General features: G+C 53.3%; 13 protein-coding genes and 1 tRNA gene. 10 read left to right on the top strand and 4 right to left on the bottom strand.

The features are described from left to right. The first annotated feature begins 69 nt into the window (after positions 1–69). The 4 genes from hisI to C5Y83_RS25865 all read left to right on the top strand — a co-directional run bounded on the left by hisI (position 70) and on the right by C5Y83_RS25865 (position 2824). Complete coding sequence (gene hisI / locus C5Y83_RS25880) at positions 70–459, top strand: phosphoribosyl-AMP cyclohydrolase (RefSeq protein WP_105332690.1); 390 nt, start codon at positions 70–72, stop codon at positions 457–459. Between the two features lie 18 nt (positions 460–477). Next, on the top strand, positions 478–945 hold the full coding sequence (locus tag C5Y83_RS25875) for a RidA family protein (RefSeq protein ID WP_105332689.1): 468 nt from the start codon (positions 478–480) through the stop codon (positions 943–945). Between the two features lie 104 nt (positions 946–1049). Further along, positions 1050–2160, top strand: a protein-coding gene (prfB, locus tag C5Y83_RS25870) for a peptide chain release factor 2 (RefSeq protein ID WP_338065817.1) whose coding sequence is annotated in 2 segments (ribosomal slippage) — positions 1050–1118 and positions 1120–2160 — 1110 coding nt in all. Because the reading frame shifts where the segments join, the coding sequence is not laid out codon by codon here. A 67-nt stretch (positions 2161–2227) separates the two neighbouring features. Beyond that, a complete protein-coding gene (locus C5Y83_RS25865; protein ID WP_105332687.1) occupies positions 2228–2824 on the top strand; it encodes a hypothetical protein in 597 nt (198 codons plus the stop codon). Between the two features lie 184 nt (positions 2825–3008). Here the strand turns inward: C5Y83_RS25865 and C5Y83_RS25860 are convergent, their stop codons facing one another. After that, positions 3009–4652 carry a diguanylate cyclase gene (locus tag C5Y83_RS25860; RefSeq protein ID WP_105332686.1) on the bottom strand — a complete coding sequence of 548 codons (1644 nt, stop codon included), beginning with the start codon at positions 4650–4652 and terminating at the stop codon, positions 3009–3011. Positions 4653–5002: 350 nt separating this feature from the next. On the opposite strand from C5Y83_RS25860, the gene C5Y83_RS25855 reads away from it, so the two are divergent. The 3 genes from C5Y83_RS25855 to C5Y83_RS25845 all read left to right on the top strand — a co-directional run bounded on the left by C5Y83_RS25855 (position 5003) and on the right by C5Y83_RS25845 (position 10079). Next, a complete protein-coding gene (locus C5Y83_RS25855) occupies positions 5003–6781 on the top strand; it encodes a tetratricopeptide repeat protein (RefSeq protein WP_158262522.1) in 1779 nt (592 codons plus the stop codon). Positions 6782–6803: 22 nt separating this feature from the next. Continuing rightward, positions 6804–7937 (top strand): polysaccharide biosynthesis/export family protein, encoded by a 1134-nt coding sequence (locus C5Y83_RS25850; protein WP_105332684.1) that lies wholly within the window; start codon positions 6804–6806, stop codon positions 7935–7937. Between the two features lie 111 nt (positions 7938–8048). Next, on the top strand, positions 8049–10079 hold the full coding sequence (locus C5Y83_RS25845; RefSeq protein WP_199195139.1) for a redoxin domain-containing protein: 2031 nt from the start codon (positions 8049–8051) through the stop codon (positions 10077–10079). Positions 10080–10123: 44 nt separating this feature from the next. Here the strand turns inward: C5Y83_RS25845 and C5Y83_RS25840 are convergent, their stop codons facing one another. After that, a complete protein-coding gene (locus tag C5Y83_RS25840) occupies positions 10124–10564 on the bottom strand; it encodes a hypothetical protein (protein ID WP_105332683.1) in 441 nt (146 codons plus the stop codon). Positions 10565–10829: 265 nt separating this feature from the next. Beyond that, on the bottom strand, positions 10830–11975 hold the full coding sequence (locus C5Y83_RS25835; RefSeq protein ID WP_146117928.1) for a tetratricopeptide repeat protein: 1146 nt from the start codon (positions 11973–11975) through the stop codon (positions 10830–10832). Between the two features lie 176 nt (positions 11976–12151). Between C5Y83_RS25835 and C5Y83_RS25830 the strand changes: the two genes are divergently transcribed. Continuing rightward, positions 12152–12222: transfer RNA gene (locus C5Y83_RS25830), tRNA-Gly, on the top strand. A 67-nt stretch (positions 12223–12289) separates the two neighbouring features. Here the strand turns inward: C5Y83_RS25830 and C5Y83_RS25825 are convergent. After that, on the bottom strand, positions 12290–12664 hold the full coding sequence (locus tag C5Y83_RS25825) for a hypothetical protein (RefSeq protein WP_105332681.1): 375 nt from the start codon (positions 12662–12664) through the stop codon (positions 12290–12292). 170 nt (positions 12665–12834) lie between these two features. On the opposite strand from C5Y83_RS25825, the gene C5Y83_RS25820 reads away from it, so the two are divergent. Together C5Y83_RS25820 and C5Y83_RS25815 are read left to right on the top strand one after the other, a co-directional pair. Further along, the gene (locus tag C5Y83_RS25820; protein ID WP_105332680.1) at positions 12835–13758 is read left to right on the top strand and encodes a sialate O-acetylesterase; all 924 of its coding nucleotides are present in this window, start codon (positions 12835–12837) and stop codon (positions 13756–13758) included. Positions 13759–13960: 202 nt separating this feature from the next. Then, positions 13961–15991: an ABC transporter ATP-binding protein gene (locus tag C5Y83_RS25815; RefSeq protein WP_158262521.1), complete on the top strand. Its 2031-nt coding sequence runs from the start codon at positions 13961–13963 to the stop codon at positions 15989–15991. The last annotated feature ends 50 nt before the right edge of the window (positions 15992–16041 follow it).

The following is a 16041-nucleotide window of genomic DNA, read 5'->3' as shown; positions in this document are numbered from 1 at the left end:
AGTCCGCTACGGTCACACTAAACCAGATTGCTTTCCCATTTCTCTGCCCATTAATACGAGTTTTGAGCGATGTCGATCTCCTTACCTCGCGAGCCCGACTTTGAGAAGGCTGGTGGTTTGGTGCCTGCCATCGCCCAAGATGCTGACAACGGCCAGGTACTGATGATGGCCTGGATGAATCGGGAAGCGTTTCAAGAAACGCTGACTACCGGCCGGGCCGTTTACTTTAGTCGCAGCCGCGACAAGTTGTGGCGAAAGGGAGAGGAAAGCGGCCACCAACAGCAGGTTCGCCAGATTCTCGTCGACTGCGACGCCGACACCGTGCTGCTCAAGGTGGAACAAAAGGGAGCCGCTTGTCACGAGGGTTACCGCACCTGTTTCTTCCGGGAAGTCGGAAGCGACGAAACCAAGATTGTTGAACCACGTTTGGTCAATCCGAACGACGTCTATAAGAAGTAATCAACCGAGAGACCTACCATGAGCTTTGAAGCCAACCTCGCCGCATTGAACGTCGAACTTCCGCCTGCCCCTAAGGCGATGGGCCTTTACAAACCGGCGATCACCGTGGGCAACTTGGTTTACCTGTCGGGACATGGCCCGCTTAGCACCGACGGTACGCTGCAACTAGGCAAAGTTGGTCAGGATGTCGAACAGGAAGTCGGCAACGCCGCGGCACGACAAACCGGTCTCGCAATGTTAGCCACGCTGAAGGCTCACCTAGGAAGCCTCGATAAGATCAAACGTCTGGTCAAAACGTTTGGCATGGTGAATTGCGTTGACGGATTTACCCAACAGCCAGCCGTCATTAATGGCTTTAGCGAACTGATGAAAGAAGTCTTCGGCGAGGACTGCGGAGTTGCGGCCCGCAGTGCGATCGGCGTCAACGCTCTTCCCGCCGGTATGACTGTCGAAGTCGAAGCCATTTTCGAGCTCAACGACGAGTAAGATTTGGCATTGGGGCGGGACATTCCCGCCCTGCCCCACCCGGGATATACTTCATCCGCTGCCTCATTTAAGCCAACGCACCCCTTGGGACAAAGGCATCCGCAATGGAACGTGAATTCTACGATCGCGCTGAAAGTATTCGCGAACGACTCCTTCAACTGAAGGACTCTCTTTGACTACGCTACGAAGCAGCAGCAATTGAAGTCGATTGAAGAACGCATGGCCGCGCCCGATTTCTGGGATAACCAGGAAGCAGCCCAAGAAACGGTCGGCCAGATGAAGTCGCTTCGCAGCCTGATCGAACCGCTGGATGAGTGCCTCAGCGGCATCGAAGACTTGGATGTGATGTTGGAGATGGCTGAAGAGGATGACTCCCTCGCCGCTGAAGTCCCTGGGTTGCTTGATCAGTTAGAAAAAACGCTGGAAGCGTTAGAACTCAAGGCGTTATTGGATGGTCCCTACGATAATTGTGGGGCAATCGTCACGATCAACGCTCGCGACGGCGGCACCGATGCCAACGACTGGGCCGAGATGCTGTTAACAATGTACGGTCGCTGGGCGGATCAACATGACTATGCGGTCGAGTTGATCGATCGAACCGAGAACGAAGAAGCCGGCATCAACAATGCGACCTTCGTCGTTCGAGGGCCCATGGCCTATGGCTACCTTAAGGGTGAAACGGGCATGCATCGCCTGGTACGAATTAGCCCGTTTAACTCGGAAGGAAAACGCCAAACGAGTTTCGCCGCCGTCGACGTTTCGCCCGAGATTCCCGATAGTGAAGAAGTCGACATCGATGAAGACGATGTCCGTACCGATACCTACCGAGCCAGTGGAGCGGGCGGGCAGCACGTCAACAAGACCGACAGTGCGATCCGACTAACCCACATTCCTACTGGAATCGTCGTTCAATGCCAAAACGAACGCAGCCAACATAAGAACCGAGCCCAGGCTTGGAAAATGCTTCGCTCGCGGATTGCACGTGTCGAAGAAGAACGCCGCGAAAGTGAACAAGCCGAAAAGTACAAGACGCAAGCCAAAGTTGGTTTCGGTTCACAGATCCGAAATTACTTTTTGCACCCTGACCAACGCGTGAAAGACGCACGGACGGGTTTCTACGTCGGCAGTTTCCACAGCGTGATGAACGGGGAAATTCAAGGGTTCCTCGATTCGTACCTTCGTTGGCGAGTCGGCCAAGAGTCGCCGCAGAATTAATAGTGCTTTTGCGTGTTGCCGGCAATAGATCGGCAACACGTTCATCGATCGTCAGGAGTACAACATCGTGTCGCAAACATTGCCGGAACCTACAGAACACTTCGTGGAATCGATCCGTGAAGACAACGTCGGCTTGTTTGTCAGCTTCGTCAAAAACGCCGATCGCTTTGGTCACGTTGTTGCCTTGGTTCGAGGCGAAGAATGCACGCCGATTTTTGTTTCGATCGAAGGCTCCAAGGATGACGAAGACTGGCCTGAGAGTCCGCCGCTTCAGGAGGTTCATCTCGAACAGCGTGGCGAAAACACGATTGCCTTACTGGTTGGCAAAGCAGGCGAAAGCCATTGGTCCGCTGCGGTCGAACCGACAAAAGAACCGGGACGAATTCGCTTCTCGGTCGCCTGTCGGATGCAAGGCTACCCAATTCGGATCTGCAGTCGTTACGGATCGCTTCTCGAGAACAAAGTAGAGCCGACCCTCGAGCTAGATGGTCCTTGGGTCTGGAAGATCAACGGAGCCGAGGTTTGCGTTGACGTGATTCCGCAGGAACAATTTCCAACGCCTGAGATACCCGCCAATGAGAACGGCTTTGAGGTAAATGCGTCTCTTGACTTAGAGCCGTTCCCCAAGACGATTCAGTGGATCTATGAGATTTGGGTTCGTTAGACGACCAAAGAAATGAGTGGCTTAGCAGTCTGTTGATTTTCTGCTTCGTTAGCGAGTCATTGAGATTGGGGCGAGGGCAAGGCGTGAGTCCGCAGGCATATCCACTAGATATGTCGAGGAATTCACAACGCCGCAATCGCCCCAATCTCAATGACGTAGCCGATCTGAGAAGTTCAACAGGCTGTTAGTCTTCCAGAGATGGAACCGCCGCGTGAAGTTGCATCGCGCCAGTGCTCTTATTGCCGCGAACCGAGGCAAGCATCTCGACCATGAGGTCTTGCATCTTTGAAACTGTACCGATGACCATGGCTCCATGTTCGTCTGGGGTGCGTGTTTCAACATCCGCGGTAAGTTGACGCGAGGTCTCGGCCAAGAGCCGTGCGGCGTTTTCCAACCGACGCATCGTCATGCCACGTTCTTGGATATCTTGGAAGAGCTGATGATCTTTGGGACTAGTATGTTTCCAGTAGGTGTTGGCAAACCACCGCAAAATGCTCTGCCGACTCAACACACCAACGGCTTTGTCGTTCTCAGTGATCAACACCGTACGAATCGAAACCCGATTGAGGAATTCCCAGACAACTCGCAGGGATGTACCAGGTGGATAACAGATAAGATTTCGCCGCATCACCTCTGAGATCTCGATATCTTGAGGATTCGGACGTACCGCGACCGTCATCAAGTCCTTTTCCGACACGATGCCGACGAGCTTTCCGCTGTCGTCAACGACTGGCGCCGAAGGAATTCGATAGTCGAGGAAGAACTGTGCGATATCAAACACGCTTGACTGGGGAGTCACTGTGCTGACTACCGGAGTCATGGCATCAGCGGCTATCGCACCTTGGAACGTGGAATCTAAGTGCCCAGTCGGGTCCTTACTAACCGATTCACTTAATTCGTTGAAAGCAACGATCTGGTTTCGGCCTTTAGACTTCGCCTCCAACAGACAATGGTCGGCGACATCAATTAGATCGTTCAGATCTTCCATTTCCGATAACGGTTCAGCCAGGCCCAAGCTGATTGTGACATTTACCACGGCCGTATCGAGGATGATTTCTGTCGATGCGATTCGTTTTCGAATATTGTCTGCCCAAACATAGGCTTGGGCCGATGATGTTTCTGGCAAAATCGCGCAAAACTCTTCACCACCATAGCGACAAATGATGTCGGACTTACGCACGGAAGTGGCGAATATATGAGCGATCTCCCGCAGAACTTGGTCCCCGGCGGCGTGCCCATGGATGTCGTTAATTCGCTTGAAGAAGTCGATATCGAAAATCACGCATGACATCGGCAAGCGATAACGTTGGGTACGGCTCCATTCTTTCGCTACCAATTCCTCGAAGACACGGCGCGTTGGCAATCCAGTGAGAACGTCACTATTGGCCAACTGGGTAAGCCGCGTTTCCAAGTTCAGAATGCGTTGTCCTGCCCGGATTCGCGCAATTAGTTCGCCGCGATCGATCGGCTTGGTCAGAAAATCATCGGCGCCAGAGTTTAGCGCTAACGTCAAGTTCTCGCGATCGCCATGCGAAGTGACCATCACGATATACATGTAATGTGTTTGCACCACATGTCGCGCGTGGCGTATCAGATCGATTCCATTGCCATCGGGCAATTCCCAATCCGTGACCATGAATTTGAATTCATATTTCGGATCTTCTAGCAACTCCAGGGCTCGCAGGCAATTCTCTGCGGTGATTACCTCGTACCCCTCGCGCGTCAAAAACTCTGAGACGAGCGTTCGAATGAGCTTGTCGTCGTCCACAACCAGAACCCGGCTGCGAATCGGACAACTATCGTATTGTAGGACCGTTGGAGTGCTCAATTCAGCGCTCTGGGATGCGAGGTATTAACGAACCTCTCGAAATCTGAGATCTCACAAGGTTAGGACACAATTCTTATCACGGCGGGATCTTGCAGAAATGTGACCAGGATTTCAGGTCACGATCTATCTTTGTTTCTTGTCCGCCATATGCGGATGGTAACGATTGTCACGAAGGTTCCCCTCTTACGATGTGTATCAAGTATGCCAGCCCAACGATGTATGATGCCCCTCTGGCACGTCGGAATGAGTGATTGCATCGTTTTGGATTGGTCGATTTCGTTGATAGGAATCGACAGACATTTTCCACGGATCGGAATACGTCTCGTCTTAGTGACTTCATGGATGGACCGATGGATCGACTTCTGCCCCCAACTCGGCGTGTTGCGATTGCGTTGACCTTAACGGCTGTAGCTGTTATCGGGTGTCAACGTAGTTCGGAAATCGCCAACCATTCCGAGAAAGCCTCCACACGAGCTCCAGCGCCTCACCTCTTTCATGCGCCGGAAGATGTCCGCCCGATGGCGCAATTGGCTGCTCATCTCTCGATTAGCGAAACGCACGAGAACATCGTGGCCAATCCTCACGTCCGACCACATCGCATTCCGCCAGTCACGCCTGAGGCATCGCAGAAAGACGAATCGCCGCTCGAAACAGTTCGCTTTCCAATAAAGATCGAACGATCCACGCAACCGGAACAATCGACAAAACCACAACAGAAAGCGCATACGGACGAAGTTCCAGAGCGACTCCCCGCGACCCCGCCAGCACAGTTCAATACCGCGCAAGTGCCACTCGCGTTGAATCCCTCCTCGCCTGCAGATACTCAAGCTCAACCGCAGCAGCAAGTGGAGGAAGTTCAACCGCATCTTGTTGACTTGGATCTACCTGATCTGCTGGAACCTCAACATGAGGCATCTTCCAGTTCCGAACGAAATGGTCCTCAGCAATCTCCCGCACCAAGCAAGACGATCGAACCGAACTATCTGCGAGATTTACCACCTGCTGGTCGCTTCACACAGAACAACGAATCACCAACCCCGACGATTGAAAAACAGCTGCCGTCCGTCACCGGACCACCTGCCTCGTTCATCAGCCTGGCTCCTGCTTCGTCCAAACGAAATCCGGCACTAATTCCTAACCGGCAAGTCATCGAGGATCTCGAAGGCCCTGGATTATCGGTTCCCGCACCAACACAGCCGATTCTGCCGGCACCGCAGCGAGAGTTACCACCACGAAAGTCGGCACCCGAAATCAACCACGCGTTGATCGCGGTACGCGGCCGCATGAACTCGCTGGTCGATCATGGTCTGGTACTTGCCCAACGAGGTGCCTACTACTCGTCGCGAGCTGAGTTCATTCAAGCATTACGCCTGGCGACGCAAACCTTGGATACGGCGGAGAAAACACACCGCCATAGCGATGCCTTGGCCGAAGCGGTGGCAGCACTCGACGAAGCGGGCGATTTCATCCCGCAAGGGGCTCGCCTGGAGGCGAACGTCGACCTCGACCTGGTCGTTAGTTCGCATCGGACTCCGGTGCTCAAAGGACAAAACCTACAGTACGAAACGACGCTAACGGCGACGCAGAAGTATTTTTCGTTTGCCCAAGAGAAATTGATCATCGCTTGCGGCAACCTTCCTGAAACTTCCCGCGCTCTCGTCGGGCTGGGACGCATTCAGGAATACCTTTACGGCTCTACGGGAGACAATCGCACTCTGATCGGCCCTCGTTCGATTGCTCTATTCCAAACCGCTTTGGCGGTCGATCAAAACAACTTCGAAGCTGCCAACGAACTTGGCGTCCTCCTGGCACGATATGGTCAATTTGACGAAGCGAAGCAGGCACTTCTGCAAGGTGTTCAATCGTCGCCACGTCCAGAAATCTGGCAAAATCTGGCATCAATTCATGAAACCCTCGGCGAAACCGAGATGGCACGTCGTGCTCAGCAAGAAGCGGAGATGGCTCAGCAATATGCACAATTGAACGGTGACCTGAACGCCGTCCGCTGGGTGACTCCAGAGGAAATGGCACGGCACGGACAAGCCGCCGACGTCAACCTGCAGCAATCGGCACCTTCGGCGAACATCCCGCCGATCGCTCAGCGTCGCTCTCAGCAATCGACTCGATAGACGGTCAAGGATTCGACCTCCCATGCGCAACACGATCTTCATCCTTTGTGGTCTGATAGGCACCTTCTGTGTTTCTTCAGCCCGTGCTCAATACGCTCAGCCAGGCTGCGATCCTCGGACTAAGGACATCCTCGTTGGTGTCGATTCGACCGATCCGACCTGCGAAGGCGAGCCACACTGGAACGCCCGACGGCCGATCCCTTGGCAAGTTTTCGCGCAAGGAGAATATGTCGGTCCCGCACGAACGCCGCATGTTCCCGAATATCGGTTGCGTGTCGATGACCAAATCGACTTCGTCTTTCGTTTGACGCGGCAAGAAACCTCGCAGGTTTACCGGTTGAATGTTGGGGACGAAATCAAAATCGAGTCACTAACTGACAAGCAGTTAGATCGCGACCGGGTCGAAGTCATGCCAGACGGTTCCATTACCGTCATGCTCTTAGGACAGGTCCAAGCTGCCCGTCGTAGCATTCAAGAAGTCCGTGATGATCTCGAGAAGAGATATCAGAAGTACTACAAAGTACCTTCGATCACTGTGACACCGGTGAAGATCAACACCAAGCTGGAAGACTTGCGAGCGACGGTCGATAGCCGCGCTGGTGTCGGTGGTCAGCAGCGGAGCAGTCGGGTTACCCCCGAGGGGACGATCCAACTGCCGGCAATCGGCAGCATTCCAGCCCAAGGCCTGACGTTGGACGAGCTCAAACGCGAAATCGACGAACGATACGCCCGAGAGATCGAAGGCATTGAAGTCACTCCGGTTTTGATCCAACGAGCGGCTCGTTACGTCTATGTGCTGGGAGAAGTCCCGAACCCAGGTCGGTACGAGTTAACCGGTCCGACTACGGCCATTCAAAGTGTGGCACTGGCTGGGGGATGGAAAGTTGGGGCGAACCTGCGAGAAATCGTCGTCTTCCGCCGTGCCGAAGATTGGCGTTTGGTCGCAACCAAGCTCGATCTCAAGGGTGCATTGTACGGCAAACGCCCTGCTCCCTCGGACGAGATTTGGATCCGCGACGCGGACATCGTGATCGTCCCCAAAAGCCCGATCTTATGGGCGGATGAATTCATCGAACTGGTATTCACCAAAGGGATTTACGGCGTCGTCCCCTTCCAGGGGGTTAACATCAGTGTGAACCGGTTGACCACTTTCTAATCGGCCGACTAACCTGGGGAAAAATTGTTCGTTGGCGAAACTTCCACCGCTTCGTTACAGTTTACGAAGTAGGAATTACCTTGCCTCGATATCCCTGGGAGTGTTCGCGTCGTGAACCATCCGCTTCGTAGCAACCTGATCGCCGTTTGCCTTCTCGGTTTCTTCACCCTTTCTTCATTCGCCCGCGAGTCGAAGATCGAACCGCAGCCGATCGGCAAAAAGATCGAGCAGTTCGAATTGAAGGATTACCGCGGAAAGACCTACAAGCTTTCCGACTTCGCCGACAGCAAGGCGGTTGTATTGGCTTTCATTGGCTGCGAGTGCCCTGTCGCCAAGCGGTACACGGTGACGCTGCAGAAATTGGCCGAAGAATTCAAGGACGACGGCGTCACGATTCTAGCGATCGACGCCAATCAGCATGACTCGATCACTGAGATGGCGGGGTTCGCTAAGGTGCACTCGCTGGAGATTCCCTTCTTGAAAGACCTAGCCAACCGATTGGCCGATCAGGTCGGAGCACGTCGCACGCCTGAGGTAATCTTGCTCGATCAAAGCCGTACCATTCAATACCGCGGACGAATCGACGATCACTTTCTCGTTGGCAATGTTCGCGAAGGGGCAACCCGCGATGATCTCAAGATAGCCCTTGAAGAGGTCCTGAACGGTCAACAGGTTACCGTCCCGGAAACCGATCCAGTCGGCTGCCACATTGGCCGTATCCTGGAAGCAGACGAATCGTCGGAAGTCACGTATTCAAACCAAGTCGCTCGAATCCTGCAAAACCGTTGTGTTGAATGTCACCGAGAAGGTGAGATCGCTCCCTTCGCCCTGACCGATTACGACGAAGTCGTTGGCTGGTCGGAGATGATCGCCGAAGTGGTGGAAGATCAACGGATGCCTCCCTGGCATGCCGATCCAAAGTATGGCCACTTCTCGAACGATCGCAGCTTGAGCGAGCAGGAGAAAACCACACTGCTCGATTGGGTCGAAGCTGGCGCGCCAGAAGGCGATCCCAAGCAATTGCCGGAACCCAAGACTTATGTAAAGGGTTGGTCGTTGCCTGAGAAGCCGGACCTGATTCTCGATATTACGGAAACGGGGAAAGCCGCGTCAGTTCCTGCCGAAGGAGAAGTCGAATACAAGTACATCAGAGTCGATCCGGGCTTCGAGAAAGATGTTTGGATCAAGGGCGCCGAGCTTCGCCCAGGTAATTTACAGGTCGTCCATCATATTCTTTGCTTCGCCATCCCTCCCGGAACCAATATGGATCGCTTCCAAGGCGGAGCGCGTAGCTTTCTCGTCGGCTACGTTCCCGGGAAGATCGCCGAGAACTACCCCAAAGGCATGGCGAAACGAATCCCAGCCAAGTCGACGCTGATCTTTCAGATGCATTACACGCCGAACGGATCCCCTCAGGAAGATCTCAGCCAGTTAGGGCTTTCCTTCATCGACGAGAAGGAAGTGAAGTATGAGATTCATACCACCAGCGCGCTACAGCGTCGAATCGATATTCCTCCGGGAGATGGCAACCACGAAGAAATCGCCGATTCGCCTCGCTCGAAAGATGACAATACCGTCCTACTGGGCTTCATGCCCCACATGCATCTGCGTGGTAAGTCGTTTCGCTATATGAGCGTTTCACCAGCCGGTGAGAAGGAAATCTTGATTGATATTCCTCAATACGATTTCAATTGGCAAACCGCGTATATGCTCTCGCAACCACGAAAGATGCCTAAGGGATCGTACATTCACGCCATCGCACACTACGACAACTCGAAAAAGAATCTCTTCAATCCCGATCCGACGAAAACGGTTCATTGGGGTGATCAAACGTCCGACGAGATGATGATCGGTTACTTTGATGTTGCCGTACCGAAAAACGGCAATGCGCCTGATCCAGGCATTGGCTTGTTGGTGATGGGCGCAAGCCAGGAAGATCTCGCTGATCGATCAGAAAAGATTGTCCAGCGGTTCGATCGAAATGGAGACGGAATTGTCCAAAAGGCCGAAGTTAACCTGATCGGAATCGGGCTCTTCAACAAGTTCGACCAGAACAGTGACGGGGAAGTCACTCTGGAAGAAGTCCATGACGGCCTGGAAGGCAACGTCGAGATTCTGAAAGCGCTACGCAGCCTCCGCTGAACTGGCTGAGTTCAGTTCAGCGAGGAGGTGCGAATCGGAGTTGATCATGCCGAAAGGCTGTCTGGCCCGTTTTGACTCAGTACATGCAGGAAACGGCCGCCGTTGTCGTACCAGCCTTGCCGTGTGAAACGTGTCCACAGCAAGTCGGTCACCACTGAGGCGCGAGTTCCATCTTCCGATTCGAGTGTCAAGATTACACGTCGATAAGGGAGTGGTTCGCGATGAAAGAAGTCGATGCCTCTTTCCGTGATATTTTTGCCAACCACCACCGTCGTCAGTTCGTTCAAGGGCTGCCCAGCCGCATCAATGGGTGTTAAATAAACCAAATGCGGATAGGGGTAGCGAAAGTCCTTGCGACGCTCGTTCGTGATCTTCTTCGGCAAGATGCGGCTAATCAGGTGTCCTACCGTCGAACGAACTTTCGCTTCACTGCACTCTGAGCAGGATGGAACAGAGGTGAAATCAAATTCAGACGTAATTGACACGGCGGGTGAACCATTCGCCATAGCGCAACACCTGGAGGGGAAAAAGCGAAGCAAAAAAGAGAAGCCGGTTTGGCGCGTTCCAACGCCAATACAAACATCGATGGGATCAGCATGAGGAGTCTGGCTCGACAACTGGGTCACTTAACCTGGCGGTCGGCGCGGACGTTCTTCACGAACAGTCGTCTCGGAACTATTGAAATAAATACGTCATGATGTGCTGATGGCAAATCACCCGAATCCCGATTGCGGGTGATCGCAGTCGTACTTATCCGGGCAGTAGGTGACGGTATTGACGTTTAAGCTGGGCGACAGCGAGTGGATCGTCGCTGAGAGCGGTCATTGCGGAGTGCAAAACGTTCTTAGCTTCGTACCACTCCCCGCGTGATTTGGCATCTTCAATCCAAGTCTCATAAATGGAACGAACGGAATGCCGACTCTCTCCCGGTTTCCATTGCGCCAAACGCACGGCGTCGGCGAAGCGACCTTCCCGGCACCACTGCTGGATCACAGTATCCACGATTCGGCGTTCATTCTCACCAACCTGCGTTTCCCCACCCTGCTGGGCCTCAATTTGTTCGAGCAGTTCAAGCGCACGATCGCAATCGTGCTGGCTCACACAACGAACCGCCCAGTTATTGAGGATCGCTACACGATTCTTCATCGCGGCAGGATCTTGCGGATCTAAAACCAATGCTCGATCTAGCAATTGAATTGCTTGAGCGTATTCTTCCTTGGCGGCAGCGAGGCTTGCTCGATTGTATGGAATCTTGGCTGCCAAGCCGCGAGCTGTCAGGGCGCGGGCAGCATCACCGGCCTGGATCCCTGGAGCTTGATCTTGGTCGTGCGGCTCTAATAAGAACCACGTCGGGCAAGTTGTCTCGATATCAAGTTCCGGACGAGAAAGTAGCCGACACCAAACGTGTCCCCGGGTTTGCATTGCCATCGTTGGCAATCCAGCGTGATCTGCTAAGACTTGATAGAGAATGGTCGCCGAAACACAGTTGTAATCGCCACCGAGTAGTGCCTCGCTGAGCAAGTTCTGATCTTCAGCGTAGTTGCCAATCAGAAGCTGATCGTGCATCGACTGAAAAACCCATTCACCGCGCTCTTTCAGCCCCATACGTCCCCAACGAGCGGGAAGGTGCTGTTCCATCCATTGGAGATGGTCGCGAAGGCGCTGTTGCGCTTGACCGATGCGTTCGTTGGGTAAATTCCCCTCGGCCGCCCAACTTAGTTCGGCTAATGTGGCAGGGCGAGAAATCGATTCGGCAGACACTGCGCGAGGAACGGCAGACGCAATCAAGACCGTGACATAGACATACACGGCGATCCAAAAGACGCGTTCAGATTCCTTCCAGTAGTAAGCCATACCACCATCGACCGGGATTTGGTTCTCGGGAGAGTTTCCCAAGTGTGCGCGATGGAGAAGGGCGCGAAGGAAAAAGGAGAGCAAAAAACGTCAGGTCAGTCGTTCCCTGTCCGACAAAACCGACTCGACCCGCAATTCCGGCAATTTGGCCGAGCTCGAATTCGATCGGTCACATCCTTGCCCTGACTTAGCGTAGCGGTATATTATCAGAAGCACTCGTGGGTGTAGCTCAATGGTAGAGCCCTTGCTTCCCAAGCAAGTTACGAGGGTTCGATTCCCTTCACCCGCTCTTCGAGAAAGCCCACATTGTTTGACGTGGGCTTTTTTTCGTACGGACTCTCAAAGGATGAAGTCCGCTATTTTATCTCGAATTGGTAGACTTCGATCTTCATCGACTCGCTGGTCGGCGACTTAATCTTGACGCTGACTTTGACTTTGCCTTTGTCGATCGGCAAAATCATGACCCGCTTATTTGCCATTCCCAAGAGCGGCATCTGTCCATCAATCTTCTGGACATCGTACATTCTGGCAGCCGCCGGGCCGTCGACCTTTACCGTGATCACCGAACCAGCGATCGCGGAAGGATGAATCATCGAGATGTCGTCGATCGTCATCTTCACCGGAACGTCCCCCGGTTCTCCTTCCAGGACAAAAACCGTTGCCCCTTCGACACCACCACTGAGCAGCGTGGCGGACAAAATCAAGCCAAGTGTGAAAATCAGATTCTTCATTGCGATCGTATCCTAGTCAGGAGAAAGAGCGATTTGCGATACCTGCAAGAATAGGACGCCGCAGATCCGAGAGGAGATTTTCATCCCGTTTTTTCGTTTCGAAGGCCTTCCCTGACGGGTTAACATAGAGTCCTAACGCTAGTCACTCCCTAGATTCCCCCCGACCAATCATGCTGAATCGACTCCCTACCCTGCTTTTCTTCGTGTTGACGTTTTTCGTTTCCTCGGCAGCTTTCGGGCAAGAGATTGCTGATGTCTATATTCTCTCCGGCCAATCCAATATGGCGGGAAGTGGACGCAAAGCGCAGTTGCCGAGTCACTGGAAGCAGCCTGTTTCCAACGTTCGATACTGGACAGGAAAAGAATTCGTAACGTTCGATCCCGAAAAGCTTCACTTGAACGGCCCTGATCGGTTCGGGCCCGAGGTCGGCTTCATTCACACCCTTGGCTCGCTGCATCCAGACCAAACGTTTTACATCGTGAAATTCGCCCTCAGTGGTCAGCCACTGCATGCTGGATTCAATGGTGGAAAATGGATGGGTGAAGAACCAGGCCCTAACCGCGCCACTTTTTATCCCGGTCAATCGGCCGATGATCCGAACATTGGTAAGCATTACCAACGACTTCACGAACAGTTTTCCGCGGCACTGTCCGCGCTGACGGAAGCAGGCAAGACGCCCCAACTACGCGGTGTTGCCTGGATGCAAGGAGAAGCGGACGCCAAGCAAGAGGTTTCTGCGAAGACGTACGATCAGTCAATTGCACTACTCAAGCGTCGCATCGAAGAAGATTGCGAAAGCACGCCAGTTCCATTCGTCATGGGAGAGGTACTGCCACACGATCCCGCACTCGAGCGATTCACGCATCGACACGAAATTCGCCAATCGCAACAGGATGCTGATATGCGATCTGGTTCAGCACGGGCGATCACTGGCGTCTGGAACGTCCCCACGGATGGAATACCTCTGCTAGCAGATACGGTCCATTACGATACCAAGGGTCAGTTAATGCTGGGTACCTCCTTCGCACTGGGGGTTCTCGAGGCTGACGGAATGCTAAAGATGTTGGCCGAGAAGGCGAATTCTGACAAATGAACTGCTAGCAACCGCTGGAAATCACGCGATGCTGGCGAATGATATTGCTGGACATCGCGAATCGTTGTAGCTTTCTCCGGTTCCTAATTTCGCCATGCTGGCAGGGGGCCACGGATGTGCCTCGGCCGACGGCGATGACCGACGGCGTGGTGCACCGGGAAACCTTTGCTCACGGCCGACTCAGAAACTGCACGATTCAAGCATGAACTACCTGCTGCTCGCGATACGCCACTGTGTTACCAAGTACCGCTGGTCGATCATTGGTTCGCTGATTTGCTCCCTGTTGGTGGGTGTCTTGTGGGGAGCCAATATCGGTGCCGTCTATCCGTTTGCAGAAGTCATCTTTAAAGGGCAAAGTCTGCACGAATGGGCGCAAACCGAAACAGCCAACTGCAAGGAAAAGATCGCCGAAGTCCAAGCGGACATCGCTGATTTCGATCAACAGATTGCTGCCGCCCAAGATCCAGGCAAAATCTCCAAGCTGAAATCGTCACGTGATTTCGCTGACACCGAATTGAAGGGCTGGGAATCCAAGCTAGGGAACGTCGAAAAATCGAAGCCGTACATCGATGCTTACGCGCCGCATGGCCCATTCAATACCTTGCTCGCCCTGGTCGCTTTTCTTCTTATTGGCACCGTACTGAAAGGGATTTTCCTTTCACTTAGCATGATGCTGGTCGCCCGCGCGACACAGTTGACAACGCTCGACCTGAAGCAGCAGCTATTCAAGAAATTGCTAGACGTCCGCCTCGGCAAAACACACATTTCAACCGGCGATTCAACTAGCCGTATGAATGGTGACGTTGCCTCGATCGGCGGTTCGCTCGAAATCTTGTTCGGCAAAACCGTTCGCGAACCGATCAAGATGATCGCCTGTTTAGCCGGTGCGGCGTACATTAACTGGCGACTGTTGATTCTGTCGCTGTTGATTGCTCCAGCGGCCGCTTTCGTCTTATATCGCTTAGCACGCACGATCAAAAACCTGAACCTTTCGCAGATCATGATCAACGCCCGCATCACCGGGTTCTTTATTCAGATCATGCATGGCTACTACGTGGTTAAGGCGTACGGCACCGAAGAATACGAACAAGCTCGCTTCGAGGCTAAATCGCGTCAGGCCTACTGGGAACAAGTTAAGATTCGGTTCTTCAACTCGATGGTCCGTGTCAACAACGAAGTCTTAGGGCTAGGTATGGTCTGCCTTTCGCTGATTGCAGGCGGCTACCTTGTGCTAAATCAAGAAACGCACATTTTTGGAATTCCGTTGGCAGACAAGCCGATGGAGTTAGGTTCGATCTTGGCATTTTACGCTTTGCTGGTCGGCTGCACCGATCCGCTGCGAAAACTGGGCGATGTGTTTGGCGCCATCCAAGCCGGCATTGCAAGTGCGGAACTTGTTTACCCACTACTGCAAATGGAAATGCCGATCGAAGACCCGAAAGATCCAGTTCCAATGTCCAGTGTTGGCCGCGATATCACACTGAAAGATGTGGAGTTCTGTTACACCGAAAACACACCGGTACTAAAGAAGCTGAACCTGAACATCGCACATGGCGAAGCGATTGCTATTGTTGGTCCCAACGGCTGCGGCAAGAGCACGATCATCAATTTGTTGATGCGGTTTTATGACCCTGATTCCGGTCAGGTACTGCTGGGTGGGACCGACTTGCGGCAATTTGCCCAACACGATCTTCGCTCGAAGATTGCATTGGTCACGCAGTCGACCGTGCTGTTCGACGAATCGATTCGCGAGAACATTCGTTATGGAAGCATGGATGCGACCGACGAACAGGTATTGGAAGCATCCAAATTGGCCTATGTCGATCAGTTCGTCCAAACACATATGTCTAACGGTTACGATACGATGTGTGGCGACCGCGGAACCAGCCTATCAGGCGGACAGCGTCAGCGAATCTCGATCGCTCGTGCTCTGCTGCGAAATCCTGACATTATCATAATGGACGAAGCGACCAGCCAGATTGACATGGAGAGCGAACGACTAATTCATGACAGTCTGAAAAACTGCATCGCAGGTCGAACAGCCATCTTGATCACACATCGCGCTAGTACACTGAAACTTGCCAGCCGTATTGTCGTGATGAACCACGGACAAATCGAAGCCACCGGTACGCACGAGCAGCTGATCGAAACAAGCAAGACCTATCGACGCCTCTACGTCGAGGACGACTCGGAAGCAGCGACCAATCGCCAATCTAAGAAGTCGGCGGCTTAGCGAACCAGCACGATTTGTTCGTTCGCTTCTAACGTTGCATCGGCGAGAGT

Origin of the sequence: Blastopirellula marina (assembly GCF_002967765.1) — a bacterium.
Taxonomy (GTDB): Bacteria; Planctomycetota; Planctomycetia; order Pirellulales; family Pirellulaceae; genus Bremerella; species Bremerella marina_A.
The sequence above is the reverse complement of the archived record's forward strand: the minus strand, read 5'-3'. Positions and strand labels throughout refer to the sequence as shown.

What these genes read in the sequence shown, in the direction of transcription:
- C5Y83_RS25815 (WP_158262521.1), top strand. Translation starts at nt 13,961, where the DNA reads ATGAACTACCTGCTGCTCGCGATACGCCACTGTGTTACCAAGTACCGC.
- C5Y83_RS25825 (WP_105332681.1), bottom strand. Translation starts at nt 12,664, where the DNA reads ATGAAGAATCTGATTTTCACACTTGGCTTGATTTTGTCCGCCACGCTG.
- hisI (WP_105332690.1), top strand. Translation starts at nt 70, where the DNA reads ATGTCGATCTCCTTACCTCGCGAGCCCGACTTTGAGAAGGCTGGTGGT.
- C5Y83_RS25875 (WP_105332689.1), top strand. Translation starts at nt 478, where the DNA reads ATGAGCTTTGAAGCCAACCTCGCCGCATTGAACGTCGAACTTCCGCCT.
- C5Y83_RS25820 (WP_105332680.1), top strand. Translation starts at nt 12,835, where the DNA reads ATGCTGAATCGACTCCCTACCCTGCTTTTCTTCGTGTTGACGTTTTTC.
- C5Y83_RS25855 (WP_158262522.1), top strand. Translation starts at nt 5,003, where the DNA reads ATGGATCGACTTCTGCCCCCAACTCGGCGTGTTGCGATTGCGTTGACC.
- C5Y83_RS25850 (WP_105332684.1), top strand. Translation starts at nt 6,804, where the DNA reads ATGCGCAACACGATCTTCATCCTTTGTGGTCTGATAGGCACCTTCTGT.